Source organism: Bradyrhizobium sp. LTSPM299 (assembly GCF_000938235.1).
In the GTDB taxonomy this organism is placed as follows: Bacteria; Pseudomonadota; Alphaproteobacteria; order Rhizobiales; family Xanthobacteraceae; genus Bradyrhizobium.
The window spans coordinates 52,388-70,612 of sequence record NZ_JYMU01000038.1 but is presented as its reverse complement, the minus strand read 5'-3'; the positions used below and the strand labels follow the sequence as shown (position 1 = coordinate 70,612).

The following is an 18,225-nucleotide window of genomic DNA, read 5'->3' as shown; positions in this document are numbered from 1 at the left end:
CGATGGACTTCGCAAGTGCCGATCCATCGGTGATCAAATCGATCACGCAACGCGTGCTGCTGAACGCCTGGCTGCGCGCATTGCGGCAGCCGAATGTGCTTCCCCTGCTCTCCGACTTTCATGCCGCCGGCGCCGCGGAAGAGCGGGCCGACATGATGGGGTTCGACGTGGTCGGCAGCGGCGATGCCGCTCGCTTCCTGATCACACAGGAGGGCGCCCGTCTGACCACCGCCTATGGCAACGAGTACGTCGATCCGGCACGCCGGACCAACCGCTTTCTGGATGATGCGATCGGCCCGGACCGATATGCGCACGTCATCCCATCCTATCGCTCGTGCCTGGCGCACAAGCGACCGAGCTACACGGTCTCGACCGTCGACGACGCCGACGGCAAGGACGTCTCGTATGAACGGCTGCTGCTGCCGTTCGGACGCGGCGACACCGTCGAGCAGTTGATCGGCTCCTACAAGGCGATCAGCATCGAAGGCCGCTTCAAGCTCAACAATCTGATGGGCGTGATGCCAAAGGCCGTTCCGGTCGTCGTCATCAGGGCCGTGATCGACCGCAGCTTCGTTCCGGCACGCCCGGCAGCACATGATTCCGTCGAGCTGATTTAGTCTTTCTTGTTTTGACGCGTTTTCTTCACGCGAACCGGTGCCCACTTCGCTCGAAAACGCTTTAGCTCTTCCGCGCTTTCGCCGGCACTTCCTTGGCGTAGATATCCGGCTTGAAGCCGACGACGCGCTTAGGCCCGAGATCGAGCACCGGACGCTTGATCATCGATGGCTGGTCGGCCATCAGCGCCAAGGCCTTGCGCTCGTTCAATCCCTCCTTGTCGCCATCAGGCAGCTTCTTGAAGGTGGTGCCGGCGCGGTTGAGCAGCGTCTCCCAGCCGACCTCGTCGCTCCACTGTTTGAGCTTGTCCTTGGCGATGCCTGAGGCCTTGTAGTCGTGGAAGTCGTAGGCGACGCCATGATCGTCGAGCCAGGCGCGCGCCTTCTTCATGGTGTCACAGTTCTTGATTCCGTAGATCGTGATGGTCAATGCCGTTCCCCGCATGCGTTGCTGCGGGAAATTAGCCCCGCGGCAACGCCTGCGCCAGATCGGATCGGATCAGTCTCCACACCGATATTGCCGGCGGCCTCAGTGCGCGTAGTGCGTGAAGACGAAGTCATAGTCGCTGGCATGCGCCTGATGGCAGGCAAAGCAGGTCTCGTGCTGGGCCGCATCCACCGGCTTGCCGTCGATGAAGCGGCCGAAGCCCCATCCGCCGGTCGATGCGTATCTGGCGGAGTCCTTGACCATGACCTGGACGGTGGTCGCCGGCCCCGTGACGAAGGCGCCCTTGAGGCCGGCCACCGGCTTGCGCTTCCAGGCCAGCTTGACCAGCTCGGTGCCGTCCGGAAACCGAGCCGCACCGTCCTGGTACGCCTTCACGGCGGTGGCGTTGCCGAGGACGCTCCTCAACTCGTCGAGCCCGGTCTCTTCTCCCGGCGCGATCAGCTTCCAGTCGCGGTACCCGGCTGGAATTGTCACCCCGAAGATCGGCGATGCCGCATCGTCGGCATGTCCGACCGCAAAGGGCAATGACGCGGTGATGCACGATACCGCGATCGCGGCAACCGCCCACTTCAGGACCTGTCTCATTGTCCGCGACCCGTACGTTCCACGCTCAGGCCCGGCTGACATCGATGACAGCCTGCGCGAACGCTTGTGGTGCCTCCTGCGGCACATTGTGACCGATGCCGCCGGTTGAGAGCCGGTGCTCATAGTGTCCGGAGAACTTCTTGGCGTAGACTTCAGGTTCCGGATGCGGCGCGCCGTTGGCATCGCCTTCCATCGTAATCGTCGGCACAGCGATGACCGGCGCCTGCGCCAGCGTCTTTTCGAAGGCGTCGTACTTCGTTTCGCCCTCGGCGAGGTCGAGCCTCCAGCGATAATTGTGCACGACGATGTCGACATGGTCAGGATTGTCGAAGGCGACAGCGCTGCGGTCGAAGGTGGCGTCGTCGAACTTCCACTTCGGCGAAGCGAGCTGCCAGATCAGTTTGTTGAAGTCATGCCGGTTCTTGGCATAGCCCTCGCGGCCACGCTCGGTGGCGAAATAGAACTGGTACCACCATTGCAGCTCGGCCTTCGGCGGCAGCGGCATCTTGCCAGCCTGCTGCCCGCCGATCAGGTAGCCGCTCACCGACACCATCGCCTTGCAGCGCTCGGGCCAGAGCACCGCCATGATATTGGCGGTGCGCGCCCCCCAATCGAAGCCGGCAAGCGTCGCCTTCTCGATCTTCAACGCATCCATCAGCGCGATGATGTCGGCGGCAACCGCGACCGGCTGACCGCTGCGCTTCGTGTCGCGGGAGAGAAACCGCGTCGTGCCATAGCCGCGCAGATGAGGGATGATAACGCGGTAGCCGGCCTCCGCCAGCGCCGGCGCGACGTCGGCGTAGGCGTTGATATCGTAGGGCCAGCCGTGCAGCAGGATCACGGCGGGACCGGAGGCCGGCCCCATCTCGACGTAACCAACATTCAACACTCCGGCATCGATCTGCTTGACCGGACCGAGCGCAGGATGCGCACCGGCCTTGATCGCGGGCAATTTAGCCTTGGCGGCCGACTGCGCGTGCGCCGGGGCGATGATGCCGAAGCCGGCGGCGGCGAGCGTCCCACCGGCGATACCAAGGAAGTGACGGCGTTGCTGATTGATGGATTGCGACATGGCGATCTCCCGGATGTGCGTGTCACTTATCAGCATGACAGAGCCCGAACTGGCCCGCATTCAGACAGCGTGGATTTGTCGTTCAGACTGTCTTGATTTTGGCTCCAGCCACCCTGTGCTAGGTTCCGCCAGCAGCACGGGCCCCGGTCGCCGGACTTTTGACTTTGCCTTACCATTTCAATGACTTCACCCTCGATCCTGATCGCCGCGAGCTGCGCCGCGGCGATGCGCTGGTGGCTGTCGAGCCGCAGGTCTTCGATCTGATCGAGTTCCTCATTCGGGCACGTGATCGCGTCGTTAGCCGTGACGACGTCCTCGCCGCCGTCTGGCACGGCCGGATCGTCTCGGAAGCGACGCTTGGCAGCCGGGTCAATGCGGCGCGGATGGCGCTCGGCGACAATGGCGGGGAGCAGCGCCTGATCCGCACCCTGCCCCGCAAGGGGCTCCGATTTGTCGGCGAGGTCCGGGAAGGCGCCGTCTCCACCCAGACCGCCGCGGCGAGCGCCGGCGCTCGCCCGAGCGAAGGGCCGGCAATCGCGGTGCTGCCTTTCACCAACATGAGCGGCGACGCCGAGCAGGACTATTTCGCCGACGGCATCGCCGAGGATATCACCACCGCCCTCTCCCGCTGCGGCGGGCTGACAGTCATCGCGCGCAACTCCGCCTTCACCTACAAGGGCAAGACGGTCGATATCCGCCAGATCGGACGCGATCTGGGCGTCGGCTATGTGCTCGAGGGCAGTGTCCGCCGCGGCGGCGATCGGCTGCGGATCACCGGGCAGTTGATCGACGCGGTCTCCGGCGCGCATCTGTGGGCCGACCGTTTCGACGGCGCGGCCAACGAGGTCTTCGACCTGCAGGACCGCATCACCGAAAGCGTGGTCGGCGCGATCGAGCCGACTTTGCATGTCGCGGAAGCCGAACGCCGCCGGGCGGCACCGCCCGGCAAGCTCGATGCCTACGACCTGCTGTTGCGCGCCTACAGCCTGCGCTACCAATTCACGCCCGCGAGCATGGAAGCGGCGCTGGATTGCCTCGACCGGGCGCTTGCGCTCGATCCCGACTACGCGCCGGCGATGGCCGCTTCGGCCTATTGCCATGCGCTGCGCCACTTCCAGGGCTGGCTGTCGCCGACCGATCCATATCGGGAGCGCGCGGTCGCGCGCGCCTGGCGCGCCGTCGAGCTTGCGCCTGGCGATGCGCAGGTGTTGTGGATGGCGGCGTTCGCGATCTGGAACATGGCCGACGAGATCGAGCCGGCGCGCGAATTGTTCGAGCGCTCGCTCGCGATCAATCCGAATTCGGCGATGGCGCTGGTGCTCGGTGGCTGGATCGAGGCGATGCGCGGCAACCAGGCGGCCGGCCGCGCCATGATCGAGCGCGCGCAGCGGCTGAACCCGCGCGACCCGCGCGGCTGGTTCGCCTCCGCGGCGCTCGCGATCTGCGCGGTGCTCGACCAGAACTTTGCCGAGGCGGTGACCTGGGCCGACAAGGCACTGGCGCAGAACCGCCGTTTCGCGGTGGCGCTGCGCGTGCTGATCGTGGCGCTGGTCAGGAACGGCGACCGCGAGCGCGCGACGCAGGTCGCCCGCGAGTTGCTCAAGGTCGAGCCGGAGTTCACGATTTCAAGGTTCCTGGCGCGGATTCCGTTTCCCGTCGAGTCGATGTCCAAAACCTATGTCGAGACGCTGAAGGCCGCCGGCGTTCCGGATTAATTCAGCCTCCCCCGCCCGGCTCCAGCGCCTCGCCGAGTTCGATCGGATGCGCCATGGCCTGGTGCAGCGCGTCCTTGTCGAGTTCGCCTTCGGACAGGCTGATCACCACGCAGGCGACGCCATTGCCGACCAGGTTGGTCAGCGCGCGGCACTCGCTCATGAACTTGTCGATGCCGACCAGAATGGCAATCGATTGGATCGGAATGTCAGGCACGATCGACAGCGTCGCGGCGAGCGTGATGAAGCCCGCACCGGTGACGCCGGAGGCGCCCTTCGAGGTGATCATGGCGACGCCGAGAATGCCGAGCTCCTGCCAGATCGTCAGATGGGTGTTGGTGGCCTGAGCCAGGAACAACGTCGCCAGCGTCATGTAGATGTTGGTGCCGTCGAGGTTGAAGCTGTAGCCGGTCGGGATCACGAGGCCGACCACCGAGCGCGAGGCTCCGAGATGCTCCATCTTCTGGATCATCTGCGGCAGCACGGTCTCGGACGACGAGGTGCCGAGCACGATCAACAGCTCATCCTTGATATAGGCGATGAAGCGGATGATCGAGAAGCCTGCCAGCCGCGCGATGGCACCGAGCACGATCAGCACGAACAGGATGCTGGTGAGATAGAAGGTGCCGATCAGCGCGGCCAGGTTCACTAGCGAGCCGAGGCCGTAGGCGCCGACCGTGAAGGCCATCGCGCCGAACGCGCCGAGCGGCGCGACGCGGACGATCATGCGGATGATGCCGAAGAACATCTTGGCGGCCTTGTCGATCGCCGCCGCGATCGGTTCGCCGGTTTTGCCCATGAGCGCGATCGCAAACCCCGAGAGAATCGAGATCAGCAGCACCTGCAACAGGTCGCCGCGCGCAAGCGCGCCGAAATAGCTGTCCGGAATGATCGCCATCAGATGGGCGACGATGCCCTGTTCCTTCGCCTGGGTGACGTAGGTCGCGACCGACTTCGGATCGATCGTGGACGGATCGATGTTGAAGCCGCGACCGGGCTGCAGCACCTCGCCGACCACAAGGCCGAACGCGAGTGCGACCGTCGATACCATCTCGAAATAGACCAGCGCCTTCAGCCCGACCCGGCCGACGCGCTTGAGATCGCCCATCGAGGAGATGCCGTGCACCACCGTGCAGAAGATCACAGGCGCGATCATCATCTTGATCAGCGCGATGAAGCCGTCGCCGAGCGGCTTCAGTTCCTTGCCGAGGTCGGGATAGAAATGCCCGATCAGGACCCCCGCGAAGATCGCGATCAGCACCTGGATGTAAAGGATCTTGTACCAGGGATGATGTGGCCGGACGACCGGTTGGATCGCATCTGTGGTCATGAAGCCCCCCCCGACTGACAGTTATTATTTTTACAGTTTCGTAGTCACGGCCGCTTCGGAATATTCAGGCCGCGCTCCACCGCCGGCCGCTCGAGGCCGCGTTCGAGCCAGGCCGCGACATGCTTGAACCGGTCGAACTCGACCAGCTCCCGCGCGCCGTAGAAGCCGATCAGGTTGCGCACCCAGCCGAGCATCGAGATGTCGGCGATGGTGTAGTCGTCGTCCATGAACCACTGCCGTCCGGCAAGGTGCGTCTCCATCACGCCGAGCAGGCGGCTGGATTCGGCGACGTAACGCTGCAGCGGCCGCTTGTCCTCATAGTCCTTGCCGGCGAATTTGTGGAAGAAGCCGAGCTGGCCGAACATCGGCCCGATGCCGCCCATCTGGAAATGAACCCACTGGATGGTTTCGTAACGGCGCGCCGGGTCCGCCGGCAACAGCTTGCCGGTCTTCTCGGCGAGGTATTGCAGGATGGCGCCGGATTCGAACAATGGCAGCGGTTTGCCGCCGGGCCCGTCGGGATCGAGGATGGCCGGGATCTTGCCGTTCGGGTTCAGCGAGAGGAACTCCGGCGTTTTCTGGTCGTCCTTGTTGAAGTCGACAAGATGCACCTCGTAGGGCAGCCCGATCTCCTCGAGCATGATCGAGACCTTGACCCCGTTCGGCGTCGGCAGCGAATAGAGCTGCAGGCGGTCGGGGTGCTGGGCAGGCCAGCGGCGGGTGATCGGAAAGGCAGACAGGTCGGGCATGGATTGGCTCATCAGCAGGCGGGCGGTGGCGGTCGGTCTGAACTTAGGCGATCCGACGCGCCGATTGAAGCCCTCTGCGATCATCCAACGTTCAACCTGCTATTCGCCTTGTGCCTCCCGCACCGCACCTCCCGCAGTTCACTTCTCGCAGTTCACTTGGCCTTCTTCACGCGTGCTGCCTTTGCCTTCTTGGCAGGACGAGCTTTCGCCGGCCGCGCCTTGGTTTTAGCCGCCTTGGCTTTTGTCATCCCGGTCTTCGCAGCCCTCTTCTTCGCAGTCGCTTTCTTGCTCGTACCTGTTTGTCCTGTTGGAACCAGCGAGTGCGGACCAACCGCGGGCGCAACTCCGCCGACTGCACTCTGCAGGCCCGGGCGCGCCCGCGTGCTGGCGCTGGCCTGACCGACCGGCGTCGGCAACGCGTCGGCCGCTGATGTCGCGGACAGCCAGAACGCCAGTTCGGCTGATTTGACCTGGTTGTCGGCCGAGAAATAGCTGTTCTGCCAGCTGTCGTCGCTCGCAAGGGAATGCCAGGCCGTGTTGGGGTTGGTCTGCAACCAGTAGCGCCAGGCGTAGTGATCATAGACGTCGAGACAATGCGCGGCATAGGCCTCCGCGACCGCCCGGTGGGCGCGGATGATCACCAGGTTCTCGTCGTTGTTGTAGGACGCCTTGTAACCGAGATTGTGACTGCCGGTGATCACGATGCAATCGTCGGCGAAAGGATCGATCACCACGATCTTGTCGTGGATCACGGCATGGCCCGCCTGGTTCAGCTCGGCCTCCCACTGACCGAACGCGTCGTCCTTGGTCACGCCGCGGGTATGGATGACACGGAAATCCTCCGGCAGCGGCGGGTCGCCCTTCTGGCGCTTCGGCTGCTTGGCGCTGGAGTCGCCCCCGGTGATTCCGACGGCGAACGCGCCTGACGCCTGAGGCGCGGTGACTGCGCCGCGCACGAACAACGAGGGCTTCGCCTTGAGGGCGTCCGTAATCGCGTCGATGATGCTCGGCGAGCCCGGCTCGAACACAAGGAACAGGATCGCCTGCTTTGCGCCCGCGATCGCGTCGAACACCATCTTCAGGTCGGGCGGCGTCTCCTCGCCGGGTCCGGGCTTGGCGGCCCTGCGCTTCGACGTATTCGGCGAGAACCAGAGGTCGACCGTACCGCTGTTGTCCTCCAGCGTGATCGTCGGAAGTCCCTTGTTATCGGCCTCGCGAAGCGCCGGGCCCTGCTCCGCCTTGCCGTTGTTGCCCGGCGGCACGGTATCGTCCTTCAGCCGCTGCCAGTAGTCGGCATAGGCCTGCGCCATCGTCGGCGAACGCGCGATGATCGTGTTGTTGGTCTGTGCACACAGCGCGTTCGACGTGCAATTGGTCGACCCGAACAGCACCGCCTGCGGCGTGCCGTTGACCAGCACCTGGAACTTGTTGTGGCCGATGCTGTTGCTCGGCATGAAGCGGTCGATCACGGTCAACCCGGCCGCCTTGATCTGCTGGCGCTCCTGGGCATAGGTGTCGTTGGTGAAATCGCCGCCCTTCTTGGTGCCACCTGGCATGTTTGATAGAATCAGGCTGCCCCGGCTGCGCAGCGCGGCAAAGTGCTGGATCAGCTCCGGATCCTGGAATTCGTAAAGCGCGAGCAGCAATTCGCCGTTGGAGCTCAAGGCTTCGTCGGGAAGCGTGGTGAGCGCCTCGATCATCTCTCCGGCGAGATCCATCCGCAGTTGATCGCCGATCGTGACGATCCGCGCCTTCAAGACGTCGACCATCCCGCCCGCCGGCGAGCCGTCGGTGAGCTTGTGCGCGGTCGCCTGCGTGGCCAGGATGCCGCGGTTGAAATAAGCCGACAGCGTGCCGTAGTTCGGGCTGAGCTGCACCTGATTCGAGATCAGCGGCCCAAACGGCATCGGCTGCAGGGCGCCGGGCGTGCCGCTCATCGGCACGATCTTGTATTTGTAGGTGCCGCCGCGCTTGCCGTAGACATCCTTCCAGAAAAACTTCTGCACGGGGTCGTTGGCGGTGGTGCGGCCCGGCGTCGCCGTCTCGCCCTTGAACGTCGCCAGCGCCGGCAGCACGGTTTCGGTTCCCGCCTTGACGTCGATCCGATGGACAGCGAATCCGAGACAATTCGCGAGCTTGCCGCCGAAGGTCCAGGCGACCACTGCCATATCGTTGTTGGAGAATGCGACGGCTTTCATGACGCCTCCTTAAATCTTGAATCCCGGATGGGACGATAAATCTCGGATGTGACGCAGGATCGAAAAAACGGTTCGAAAATACGGATCGAAAATGATGAGCTGCAGGATGTGGCGAAGAAGGCCGCCACGATTGGTGATTAAAATCAGTTAAAAGTTGCAATAAACGTGTCGAGCGACTTGAAGTTATACACGTAAACGGGCCGCCCCGCACGCGATATTGCCTGATTTTGCTACCAAAAGATGTGAACTGATTCACATTGCCCCGGTGGCGCAGCACCGCACCTGCCCTTGTCGCTCGGCGCTGTGTAGGACAGATTGGCGGCCCACGGCGTCTTATCGGAATTGGACAACGAACTTGGACAACACATGCCCCTCGGTCTCTCTGACGACGAGCTCGCAACCCACAAGACCGTGTTCGCGGCCGATGCGCTGGCCGGTCAGGTGGTCGTCGTCTCCGGCGCCGCCGGCGGCATCGGACGCGCGATCGCCTTTCTGTTCGCGCGGCTCGGCGCCCATGTCGTCGCGGTCGGCCGCAACAACGACAGGCTCGATGCTCTCATCGACACTCTCGGACGCCGCGGCTTGAAAGCATCCGCCCTTGTCGCCGACATCAAGGACGTCGACGCCGTCAACGCAATGTTCGATGCGGTCTGGGCCGCACATGGCCGTGTCGATATCCTCGTCAACAGCGCCGGCGGCCAGTTCCCGCAGCCCGCGATCGATTTTTCCAGCAAGGGCTGGAACGCGGTCATCAACACCAACCTCAACGGCACCTGGTACATGATGCAGGCTGCAGCGCAGCGCTGGCGCGACCGCAAACATCCCGGCAGCATCGTCAACATCGTCGTCGTCACGACCCATGGCCTTTACGGCATCGCACACACGATCGCGGCGCGGTCCGGCGTGATCGGGCTGTCGCGCGCGCTTGCGGTCGAGTGGGCGCCGCTCAACATCCGGGTCAACTGCATCGCCCCCGGCGCGATCGAAACCGAGGGCTGGAACGTCTATACCGAGCAGGCGCGCGCCGCCTATCCGCGCTCCAACCCGATGATGCGGCCGGGTTCGCCCTGGGATATCGCGGAAGCCAGCGTCTATCTCGCCGGCCCCTCCGGCAAGTTCGTCACCGGCGAAACGCTGACCGTCGACGGCGGCGGCCAGCATTGGGGCGAGACCTGGACGACGGGGAAGCCGGATTATTTCAAAGGCGGCGACTAGGTTCTCGCACCGTGCGCAAGGGTGGGCAAAGGCGCCCTTCGCGCCGTGCCCACCATCACAAGCAGCGCAAGAAGTGGTGGGCACGCCTCGCTTTGCCCACCCTACGGATCATTTCCCATCATCGAAGCTGACAATCACCGCGGCATTCGCGATAAGGATCGGGTCATTGCCGAGGTCCGACGGGATTTCGAGCCCGCCCGCGATCGCCTTCACCGTCTTGGTGCCGTAGGGCAGTTCTTTTGCAACCGCATCGGTATCCACGTCCTGCGGATTCGGCACGGCGATAGTGACATCGACGAACATGTCGTTCGCGGTCTTGCCGAGCATGCGGAAGAAGCCGAGACTGGAGTGGCGGATCGCATCCGAAACCGCACGCTTGGCGGCCTTGGTAGCGTCGCGGCCGTGGACGTCGACGCCCATGCCCATTTCGGTGATACAGCGCACGCGTGTCATGAAAATTCCCTGTCGTCGTTGGCGCGGAGATATCAACTTCAATCGTCCGTGGCGGCCACGTCGTCAAGTCATGCGCTCGCGATCTCGCGGCAGTGTGAGCCCGAGGTTTGCATTTCGTTTGCCCTCTCTTGGAACAAGGGCGCAGGGAAAGCCGGGTGCACGCTGCACCCGCGGTCTCGTGTGCAAGGGTGGAATAGAAACGCACACGAGCATACAGGTTCAGCGGAGGCACTCCGGCTTTCCCTGCGCGATGGCTTACGGCTTATACGTGCTCTCCCCGGCGAGGACCGGGCTTGTTTGTCACCGTCGTCCGCCAGACGCGGATGCGTCTCGCAAACTTTTGCCTGCCACTGGGGCGTCGGGAACACACGATTTCACCGTCCGCCTCTGCCACGCTCGTCAGTCGTGACATCGGCGTCCACCGCATCCCACCGCGCGTTCGTGACGTGCGCTCGCCCCTCAATCGGGTGGGACGGGGGATTCATACACTGAGTTACCCTTCTGATAAAGCGAAATATTTTGCGCGAGGGGCTTGCGCCGTCGGGCAGTCACATAGTCAGTCACACAGCGATAACGGAGCCCTTCAGGATGGGTCGAAGGCTGTGATCGCCCGAATCGCGGCGTCGCATGTTCAGCGCAAACCCACGCTCCGAAGCTTTGACGACCGTCGATGGATGTTCGGCGAAACAGGCGCATAGCGCAGTCTGGCTTTCATGTGCCAGTCGCTGACGTGTTCCGTGCTGTCTTCGAGACGAACGACCGATCCTACGAACGAGTAGCCTCGTCCTTTAACGTTGGCGATATATCTGTTGCCGCACTCGCCGTCCCTGAGCGCCTTGCGGATGGCGGCCACGTGGACCCGGAGGCTGCCCTCCTCCACGGTGACGTTCGACCAGACATGATTAATGAGCTCGTTCTTACCGATGACCTCGCCTGGACGTTCGGCGAGATAGACCAAAATATCGAACGCGCGACCACCAAGGGGAAGCGTGACACCGTTGCACCATAGCACCCTCTTGCTACCCGAAAGCTCAAACGGACCAAATCTCAGCGTTCTATGGACCATGGCTAGTCTAGAGCAACCGGGCATCGCAACTTCCATCCTCTATAGCGCACTATAATGTCAAGTAATTGCGCCGTATGCACCGTGTCTGCCGTTGTTTAGACCGCTTTTGCTCAACCCCCTTGGCTGGGCTGACAACTACGAACCGAACTCGCGGCGATACATCGCGGGGGTCAAACCCGTGGCCCGCCGGAACGCACGGGTAAAGCTCGATTGCGAGGAAAATCCGCACACGAAGGCCATTTCTGCAATCGATGTGCCCCCCGCCGCGATCATTGTCTTTGCCCACTCCAGCCGCCTTTGGCTGACGTAGCGATGCGGAGGCATGCCTACTGCGGCAGAAAACGCGCGCGTGAAGTAAAAGATGCTGAGAGACGCGACGTTGGCGAGATCGGCAACCGCGATATCGTCAGCAAGATGCTCCTCGACATAATCAAGAACACGCCTCAGGCGTCGCTCATCGAGCCGGTGACGTCGTTCAATCGGCAAGCGGACGGAACCAGCATCCCAATGCGCGTGTAGCAATCTTGCAGCAAGCAGCAGAGAGGCCGTTTCCGCGAACATGCGTCCAGCAGCCGTAGGGGTGATCATCTCTGACAGCACCGACAAGCCAACCTGATTAACGACTTCGTCCTGCTCGCCGCACACGTAGCGAACAGACCGAGCGAGCGCTGCAGGAAGACCGTAGTAATCGCCAAGTTGCGTAAAGACGCTGGCGGTCAAGTGTAAGTTCAAGACTCGAATCGTTGTGGCAGTAGCGGTGTAGCCCTCATCATACTTGCCGCCCATTGGTTTGACCCAGACGTTGCCCGGTATGTGCTCCGACAACCGCCAGCTTCCACCGATTCTGCAGACGGAGATGCCTTCCGATCCATCAAGCAAGATTGCGATTTTGGTCTCCGGGTCAGCGGGGTGCGTCCCTCCTCCGCGACCATAGGAACGGACCTCGGCGAAAAGATTCGACCAACCCAACTCAGACGACGACTGCAGCACGTCGTATCGCTGATCTTGCGCTTTTTGCACGCTGTTCCTCCGCGACCATCGCAGACGACTATCGTAATTTCCGCGGTCTAGTAAGGAGATCACGAGACCAATCAAATTGGCTTCGTCTTCAGCCTGCTTTTCAGATAAATCCGGGTCATCTCGCGCAACTCCTCGATGGCGCCCGGACGAACGCTTTGGTCAGCGGCGTCCGAGAAGGCGGCCATCGTCTTCATGTTGCCGAGGATCACGACGGCCATGTCCTGCGCCTTGTTGGCGGTCAGGCTCGGGCTGCGCAGCGTCAATGTCCGGACGATGTGCTTGTGGATGGATCTGCTGAATTCACCGCGCTTCACCGACAAAACTTCAGGGATTTCCAACAATCGTTTCATCGTCGGCCCGGCGCCCTTATGGAGATCGACCATCAGATCCAGCAGGAAATCAGCGAGCGACGCGATGGATAGCGATTGGATTTTGGAATCAAGTTCGTCGAAGGCGTTGTGAACGCCTTCGTGGTAGTGCGCGATCAGCGCGTTTGCCAGGACTTCCTTGCTGGGAAAGAAGCGATAGAGCGAACCTATCTTGGTGTTCGATCTCGCCGCGATCTCGGCCATCGTCGCCGCCTCATAGCCCTTCTCGGCGATGACGGCTTCGCCCGCCTTCAATATGGCGGCGACCCGCAGCTTTCCGTTGCGCCGTTGCGGCATCCTCGCTTGTGGAACTTCGCCGGGTCTTGACATAGTTGAGGACATGCTCAATTATCGCGTTATGTGAGTATGAACTCAATTAACGCGGTGAAACACCGAACGTCAATCCAACAGGCGAAAACGCATGCTTGAACTCGATCCCAAGACGACCGCTCTGGTCCTCATCGATCTCCAAAAAGGCATCCTGGGGCACGAACTGAAGCCTCACCCGGCAGACCGGGTCGCGAAGGCCGGCGGCACGCTCGCGGACACCTTCCGCAAAGCAGGCGCGCCGGTCGTTCTCGTGAATGTAGGCTTCGCCAAGGATTTCAAAGACGCCTTGAGGCAGCCTGTCGATCAGCCCTTCGCCGCACCGCCGGGCGGCTTTCCCGAAAATTTCAGCGAGTTGATCGATGGATTGGCAAAGCCTGGCGACATTCTCGTCACCAAGCACCAATGGGGCGCCTTCCACGGCACGGAACTGGACCTGCAACTGCGCCGCCGCGGTATCCAGACAATCGTCCTGGGAGGCGTCGCAACGAACATCGGCGTCGAGTCGACGGCACGACAGGCATGGGAACACGGCTATGCCGTCGTTCTTGCCGAAGATGCCACGAGCGGCTTGTCCGCCCAAATGCACGACTTTACTTTCGGCAACATCTTTCCAAGGATCAGCCGAGTCGTCAAAAGTTCTGATCTCACGCTCTCTCAAGCCTGACCGTGTAGCCGTCGATGTCTTTATCCACGCTGCCAGTCGTCGCTCGTTGGGGAGTTCTGATCGCTCTTTCGGTTCTGTTTGCCGCCTTGCTGACATGGGCCCGGCTGCCGGCAGCCCTGCTGCTTGGCGCGATGTTGGCCGGCATCCTCGTCGAAAATGGCGGAGCCGGCATCCTCGTGCCACAACTGCCTTTTGGCTTCGCGCAAGCGGTCGTCGGCTGCATGATAGCACGCGTTCTTACCTCCACCATTCTTCATTCCTTTCTGCATCAGTGGCCGCTGTTTCTCGGCATCAGTCTGCTGGTCATCGCTGCCAGTTGCGTGTTGGGCTGGATCATCAGCAAGTTGCGCATTTTGCCCGAGACGACGGCCATTTGGGGATTATTGCCTGGCGCGGCGTCAGCCATGATGCTGATGGCCGATGCTTACGGCGCCGATGCCCGGCTGGTTGTCTTCATGCAATATGTGCGTGTCGTCATGGTCGCTCTCGTCGCCTCCATCATTGCCCGTTTCTGGGTTCACGCACCGGCGGTTGCGGCCGCAGCGCCTGCGGTCTGGTTTGCGCCGATCCACGCACTGCCTTTTCTTGAAACGCTGGTCCTCGTTCTTGGAGGAGTCATTCTAGGGCCTGTTTCCAGCATTCCGGCGGGAATATTGCTGATACCCATGTTCCTCGGTGCGGTTCTGCAATCCAACGGTCTTGTCGAAATCGAATTGCCAAGCTGGCTGCTGGCGCTCAGCTATCTGCTTCTTGGCTGGACGATTGGGTTGCGGTTTACCCGAGACATTCTTGTGTATGCCATCCGGGCTTTGCCGAAAATGATGGTATCAATTCTGATGCTGATCGCATTTTGCGGCGGCTTGGCCTTCGCTCTCGTCGAAATTTTCGATATCGATCCTCTGACGGCCTATCTTGCCACCAGCCCGGGCGGGGCAGACTCGGTCGCCATTATTGCGGCATCCACCAACGTCGATGTCGGGTTTGTTATGGCGCAGCAGATCGCTCGTTTTATGCTCGTCCTTATCGTTGGTCCGGCTTTGTCCCGATTCGTTGCGGATCAAATAGCCATGAATGTTCCAAATATTTCCGACAAAACTCCCACCTGAGTGAGTTGGTCGCAGAAGATTAGAACGTGACTCCATTTAGAGCGTGAACCGATAAATTCAGGGGCGTCGGCGAACGTCAGCTTTGGTGGGCATTTCGGCGCTTCCGGAAAAGTGCCATCAACCGACACCGACATTTCCGTTGCCGGTAGACCACTTGTTCGGGTTCACGCCGGATTTTGCTTTCCCCTGAGGATCTTCGTGGCGCTGCGTCACGCCGCCGGGGCTACCGCCGAAAACGCCGCGAGCGTCCGCTCGACCGTGGCACGATCGATATGGCGATGCGTGACCAGGCGAAGCTGCCCTGCTCCGCTGGCCTGCACCAGAATTCCGCTTGCCTTCAGCGCGGACGCCCAGCCGGCGGCATCATGCGTGCTATTCGCGACATCGATGCGCAGGATGTTGGTTTGCACATGATCCGGCTCGGCAAGCGCCGGATCCAGCCATGCCAGCCCGTGTGCCAGGTGCTGCGCGGCATCGTGATCCTCGCGCAGACGCTCGATCATGGTGTCGAGCGCGACCAGGCCGGCGGCGGCGATCACGCCGGCCTGCCGCATATTGCCGCCGACGATGCGCCGGAACGCCCGCGCCCGCGCGATGAAAGCATCGTCGCCGACCAGCAGGCTGCCGACCGGCGCACTGAGTCCCTTGGAGACGCAGAACATCAGGCTGTCGGCGTGCGCGGCAATCTCGCGCGCGCTGACGCCGAGCGCCACGGCGGCATTGAACAGACGCGCGCCGTCGACATGCACGGCAATGCCGTTGTCGCGGCCGATCGCGTGGATGCACGCCATATGCGCCAATGGCAGCACGGTGCCGCCGGCGCCGTTGTGACTGGTCTCCATCCAGATCAGCGCCGGCCGCGGCCGTCCCGCCCCAAGCGTCGCGCGGATCGCCTGCTCGAGCGCCGCTTCATCCATCGCGCCGCGGCGGCTCGGGACCGATCGCGGCACCAGACCCGCCACCGTCACCATGCTGCCGATCTCCGAATTGAACAGATGCGCGCCGCCGTCGGCGAAGACCTCGCCGCCCCGCTCGCCATGCGCAAGCATCGCCAAGAGATTGCCCATCGTGCCGCTCGGCACGAACAGTGCCGCCGCCTTGCCGGTCAGCGACGCCGCCCGCGCCTCCAGCGCGCGCACGGTCGGGTCGCCGTCACGGCTGTCGTCACCGAGCGGCGCGCTACGCATCGCCTCATACATCGCCTCGGTCGGCAACGTCACGGTGTCGCTGCGCAGATCGACGATGTCGGTCGCGGCCGGTGGGGTCTGTCTGGCGTCCATCATGCGTCCTGGGTCTTCAGTGCGAGCGCGGCGGTCTCCGGCGCCGCCGCCGCAAACTCGCCGCCAAAACGCTGGACCAGCTTCACCGCAACCGTGTTGCCGAACACGTTGATCGCGGTGCGACCCATGTCGAGGAAGGCGTCGACACCGGCGATGATCGCCAGCGCCTCGACCGGCAGCCCGATCGCCGACAGCACCATGGCGATGGCGACGAGCCCGCCGGAGGGAACATTGGCGCTGCCCTTGCTGGCGATGGTGGTGACCATCACGATGGTCAGCAATGTCGACCAGCTGAGCGCCACGTCATAGGCCTCGGCCAGGAAGGTTACGGCGAGCGCGAAATACATGATCGCGCCGTCGCGGTTGAAGGCATAGCCGAGCGGCAGCACCACCGAGACGATCCGGTTCGGCACGCCCATCGCCTGCAGCTTCTCCATGTGCAGCGGCAGCGTGACTTCCGAGGAGCGGGTGGAGAACGCGAGCAGCATCGGCTCCATCACCGCCTTCGTCACGGCGATCGGCTTCTCGCCGATCGCGAGCAGTATCAGCCAGAAGATCACGACCATGACCGCGAGGCCGAGATACATCACGGCGACGAGCTTGGCGAGCGCGACCACCGTCGCCAGGCCCTGGGTCGCGAACAACCAGGCCATGATGGCGAACACCGCGAGCGGCGCCAGCGCCGTGATCCATTTCGTCATCTTGAACATGGCCGCCATCACGGCCTCCAGCACCGCGACGACAGGCTCGCCGACCTTGCCGATCGAGGCCAGCGCGAGGCCGAATAGGATGGCGAAGACCAGTGTCGGCAGGATCTTCTGCTCGGCCATCGCAGCGACGATGTTCGAGGGGATCATGTCCATGAAAAATTTAACCCAGTCGACCGACACCGCGAGGTTGGCCGGCAGCTTGCCGGTTGTGGCGAGCGGTGCTCCGGCGCCGGGATGGAAGATCCCGTTGAGCAGCAGGCCGATCACGATCGAGATCACGGTTGCGAGATAGAAATAGCCGAGGCAGATCACGACGACGCGGCCGAGTACCTTCATCTCGGTGCCCATCCGGTAGATGCCGAGCGCGACCGATGAGAACACGACGGGAATGACGATCATCTTCACCGCCTCGACAAAGCCGGCGCCAAACGGACGCAGGCTCGCGCCGAACTCCGGCCACAGCAGCCCGACGGCGAGCCCCGCGACCAGGCCGATCAGCATCTGCACCGCAAGCGGCCACGCAAAAACACGCCGGATGCCGGATCGCACGCTCATGACCGATGATCTCCCTTCGCCGAGGTCTGCGGTCGCACCGCGCCCAGCGCCTTGAGGCGGGCCTCGAACGCCGACGACAGATGCCGCCACATCCGCTGTTGCGCAGCGTCGGGGTCTTGCGCCTCGACGGAAGCGTAGATCTCGAGATGCTCGTTGACGGCCTGCCGGGTCCGCTCGGTGCTGTATTGCGGCATCTTCTGCAGCGCGAGGCCGCTCTGGGCGCGCAGATTGTCATAGGCCTGCACCAGCCGGTCGTTGCCGGTGGCGCGGAACAGTTCGTCGTGGAAGGTCCAGCCGATCTGCTGCGCTTCCTCCACATCGATCGCCGCGCGCGATCGGACGCGGCGCAAGTCCTTCGCACAGCGCTCAAGGCCTTCGGTCGGGCCGCGCGTCGCGGCGAGATAGGCCGCCATGCCCTCGAGCGCGAGGCGCAGCTCGTGGATCTCACGCAGATCGTCGAACGACAATTGCCGCACGAAGGTGCCGCGCATCGGATGGATCGTGAGCAGGCCGTCCCTCGCGAGCGCACTCAAGGCCTCGCGGACCGGCGTTCGCCCAAGCGCGAGCCGATCGGAAAGGCTGCGTTCTGACAGCGGTTCGTCAGGCGCGAACTCGCCTGAGAGCACGAGGTCGCGAATACGCGCATAGGCCCGGTCGCGGTGAAGGGACGTCGACATGTCTCTGACATACCAGCAGTATGTCAGTGGTGTGTCAACTCGAAATCACCGTCGTGTCCACCGTTTGACTCCG

18 protein-coding genes are annotated in these 18,225 nt (G+C 62.8%); 5 read left to right on the top strand and 13 right to left on the bottom strand.

The window, feature by feature from the left end; genetic code table 11:
- The first annotated feature begins 2 nt into the window (after window positions 1-2).
- Entirely contained in the window at window positions 3-617 is a 615-nt protein-coding gene (locus UP10_RS19940; RefSeq protein ID WP_044588989.1) for a hypothetical protein, read from the top strand.
- A 61-nt stretch (window positions 618-678) separates the two neighbouring features.
- Here UP10_RS19940 and UP10_RS19935 read toward each other — a convergent pair whose 3' ends face one another.
- The 3 genes from UP10_RS19935 to UP10_RS19925 form a co-directional block, all read right to left on the bottom strand.
- Window positions 679-1,044, bottom strand: coding sequence for an ArsC family reductase (locus UP10_RS19935; protein ID WP_156180177.1), 366 nt, complete (start codon window positions 1,042-1,044; stop codon window positions 679-681).
- Window positions 1,045-1,143: 99 nt separating this feature from the next.
- Entirely contained in the window at window positions 1,144-1,647 is a 504-nt protein-coding gene (locus UP10_RS19930) for a cytochrome P460 family protein (RefSeq protein ID WP_044588987.1), read from the bottom strand.
- Window positions 1,648-1,672: 25 nt separating this feature from the next.
- A complete protein-coding gene (locus UP10_RS19925; protein WP_044589023.1) occupies window positions 1,673-2,719 on the bottom strand; it encodes an alpha/beta fold hydrolase in 1,047 nt (348 codons plus the stop codon).
- A gap of 164 nt (window positions 2,720-2,883) precedes the next feature.
- Between UP10_RS19925 and UP10_RS19920 the strand changes: the two genes are divergently transcribed.
- Entirely contained in the window at window positions 2,884-4,434 is a 1,551-nt protein-coding gene (locus UP10_RS19920) for a winged helix-turn-helix domain-containing protein (protein WP_044588986.1), read from the top strand.
- Between the two features lies 1 nt (window position 4,435).
- Here the strand turns inward: UP10_RS19920 and UP10_RS19915 are convergent, their stop codons facing one another.
- The 3 genes from UP10_RS19915 to UP10_RS19905 all read right to left on the bottom strand — a co-directional run bounded on the left by UP10_RS19915 (window position 4,436) and on the right by UP10_RS19905 (window position 8,708).
- Window positions 4,436-5,761 (bottom strand): dicarboxylate/amino acid:cation symporter, encoded by a 1,326-nt coding sequence (locus UP10_RS19915; RefSeq protein ID WP_044536498.1) that lies wholly within the window; start codon window positions 5,759-5,761, stop codon window positions 4,436-4,438.
- A gap of 44 nt (window positions 5,762-5,805) precedes the next feature.
- Entirely contained in the window at window positions 5,806-6,510 is a 705-nt protein-coding gene (locus UP10_RS19910) for a glutathione S-transferase family protein (RefSeq protein WP_044589022.1), read from the bottom strand.
- A gap of 152 nt (window positions 6,511-6,662) precedes the next feature.
- The gene (locus tag UP10_RS19905; RefSeq protein ID WP_044588985.1) at window positions 6,663-8,708 is read right to left on the bottom strand and encodes a phospholipase D-like domain-containing protein; all 2,046 of its coding nucleotides are present in this window, start codon (window positions 8,706-8,708) and stop codon (window positions 6,663-6,665) included.
- 366 nt (window positions 8,709-9,074) lie between these two features.
- Here UP10_RS19905 and UP10_RS19900 point away from each other — a divergent pair, with 366 nt between their 5' ends.
- Window positions 9,075-9,923 carry an SDR family oxidoreductase gene (locus tag UP10_RS19900; RefSeq protein WP_044588984.1) on the top strand — a complete coding sequence of 283 codons (849 nt, stop codon included), beginning with the start codon at window positions 9,075-9,077 and terminating at the stop codon, window positions 9,921-9,923.
- 108 nt (window positions 9,924-10,031) lie between these two features.
- On the opposite strand, the gene UP10_RS19895 is transcribed toward UP10_RS19900, so the two are convergent.
- From UP10_RS19895 to UP10_RS19880, 4 genes are all read right to left on the bottom strand, one after another.
- Window positions 10,032-10,376 (bottom strand): Lin0512 family protein, encoded by a 345-nt coding sequence (locus UP10_RS19895; protein ID WP_044588983.1) that lies wholly within the window; start codon window positions 10,374-10,376, stop codon window positions 10,032-10,034.
- A gap of 631 nt (window positions 10,377-11,007) precedes the next feature.
- Window positions 11,008-11,442 carry a winged helix-turn-helix domain-containing protein gene (locus tag UP10_RS43165; protein ID WP_082077186.1) on the bottom strand — a complete coding sequence of 145 codons (435 nt, stop codon included), beginning with the start codon at window positions 11,440-11,442 and terminating at the stop codon, window positions 11,008-11,010.
- Window positions 11,443-11,577: 135 nt separating this feature from the next.
- Window positions 11,578-12,462 (bottom strand): helix-turn-helix domain-containing protein, encoded by an 885-nt coding sequence (locus UP10_RS19885; RefSeq protein ID WP_156180175.1) that lies wholly within the window; start codon window positions 12,460-12,462, stop codon window positions 11,578-11,580.
- Window positions 12,463-12,533: 71 nt separating this feature from the next.
- A complete protein-coding gene (locus UP10_RS19880; RefSeq protein ID WP_050043750.1) occupies window positions 12,534-13,127 on the bottom strand; it encodes a TetR/AcrR family transcriptional regulator in 594 nt (197 codons plus the stop codon).
- Between the two features lie 124 nt (window positions 13,128-13,251).
- Here UP10_RS19880 and UP10_RS19875 point away from each other — a divergent pair, with 124 nt between their 5' ends.
- Together UP10_RS19875 and UP10_RS19870 are read left to right on the top strand one after the other, a co-directional pair.
- The gene (locus UP10_RS19875; protein ID WP_044588980.1) at window positions 13,252-13,824 is read left to right on the top strand and encodes a hydrolase; all 573 of its coding nucleotides are present in this window, start codon (window positions 13,252-13,254) and stop codon (window positions 13,822-13,824) included.
- Between the two features lie 14 nt (window positions 13,825-13,838).
- Complete coding sequence (locus tag UP10_RS19870) at window positions 13,839-14,930, top strand: AbrB family transcriptional regulator (RefSeq protein WP_044588979.1); 1,092 nt, start codon at window positions 13,839-13,841, stop codon at window positions 14,928-14,930.
- 209 nt (window positions 14,931-15,139) lie between these two features.
- On the opposite strand, the gene UP10_RS19865 is transcribed toward UP10_RS19870, so the two are convergent.
- From UP10_RS19865 to UP10_RS19855, 3 genes are read right to left on the bottom strand one after another with little or no spacing between them, the layout of a single operon-like run.
- Complete coding sequence (locus tag UP10_RS19865) at window positions 15,140-16,213, bottom strand: GntG family PLP-dependent aldolase (RefSeq protein WP_245321793.1); 1,074 nt, start codon at window positions 16,211-16,213, stop codon at window positions 15,140-15,142.
- A complete protein-coding gene (locus UP10_RS19860) occupies window positions 16,210-17,475 on the bottom strand; it encodes a dicarboxylate/amino acid:cation symporter (protein ID WP_044588977.1) in 1,266 nt (421 codons plus the stop codon). Before UP10_RS19860 ends, UP10_RS19865 begins: the two co-directional genes overlap by 4 nt.
- Window positions 17,472-18,152: a GntR family transcriptional regulator gene (locus UP10_RS19855; RefSeq protein ID WP_044588976.1), complete on the bottom strand. Its 681-nt coding sequence runs from the start codon at window positions 18,150-18,152 to the stop codon at window positions 17,472-17,474. Before UP10_RS19855 ends, UP10_RS19860 begins: the two co-directional genes overlap by 4 nt.
- Window positions 18,153-18,225 lie beyond the last annotated feature (73 nt).

Bases quoted from the DNA above. Each gene is read 5' to 3' on its own strand.
- UP10_RS19940 (WP_044588989.1), top strand. From the start codon at position 3: ATGGACTTCGCAAGTGCCGATCCATCGGTGATCAAATCGATCACGCAA.
- UP10_RS19930 (WP_044588987.1), bottom strand. From the start codon at position 1,647: ATGAGACAGGTCCTGAAGTGGGCGGTTGCCGCGATCGCGGTATCGTGC.
- UP10_RS19925 (WP_044589023.1), bottom strand. From the start codon at position 2,719: ATGTCGCAATCCATCAATCAGCAACGCCGTCACTTCCTTGGTATCGCC.
- UP10_RS19915 (WP_044536498.1), bottom strand. From the start codon at position 5,761: ATGACCACAGATGCGATCCAACCGGTCGTCCGGCCACATCATCCCTGG.
- UP10_RS19910 (WP_044589022.1), bottom strand. From the start codon at position 6,510: ATGCCCGACCTGTCTGCCTTTCCGATCACCCGCCGCTGGCCTGCCCAG.
- UP10_RS19905 (WP_044588985.1), bottom strand. From the start codon at position 8,708: ATGAAAGCCGTCGCATTCTCCAACAACGATATGGCAGTGGTCGCCTGG.
- UP10_RS19900 (WP_044588984.1), top strand. From the start codon at position 9,075: ATGCCCCTCGGTCTCTCTGACGACGAGCTCGCAACCCACAAGACCGTG.
- UP10_RS19895 (WP_044588983.1), bottom strand. From the start codon at position 10,376: ATGACACGCGTGCGCTGTATCACCGAAATGGGCATGGGCGTCGACGTC.
- UP10_RS43165 (WP_082077186.1), bottom strand. From the start codon at position 11,442: ATGGTCCATAGAACGCTGAGATTTGGTCCGTTTGAGCTTTCGGGTAGC.
- UP10_RS19880 (WP_050043750.1), bottom strand. From the start codon at position 13,127: ATGCCGCAACGGCGCAACGGAAAGCTGCGGGTCGCCGCCATATTGAAG.
- UP10_RS19875 (WP_044588980.1), top strand. From the start codon at position 13,252: ATGCTTGAACTCGATCCCAAGACGACCGCTCTGGTCCTCATCGATCTC.
- UP10_RS19870 (WP_044588979.1), top strand. From the start codon at position 13,839: ATGTCTTTATCCACGCTGCCAGTCGTCGCTCGTTGGGGAGTTCTGATC.
- UP10_RS19865 (WP_245321793.1), bottom strand. From the start codon at position 16,213: ATGATGGACGCCAGACAGACCCCACCGGCCGCGACCGACATCGTCGAT.
- UP10_RS19860 (WP_044588977.1), bottom strand. From the start codon at position 17,475: ATGAGCGTGCGATCCGGCATCCGGCGTGTTTTTGCGTGGCCGCTTGCG.
- UP10_RS19855 (WP_044588976.1), bottom strand. From the start codon at position 18,152: ATGTCGACGTCCCTTCACCGCGACCGGGCCTATGCGCGTATTCGCGAC.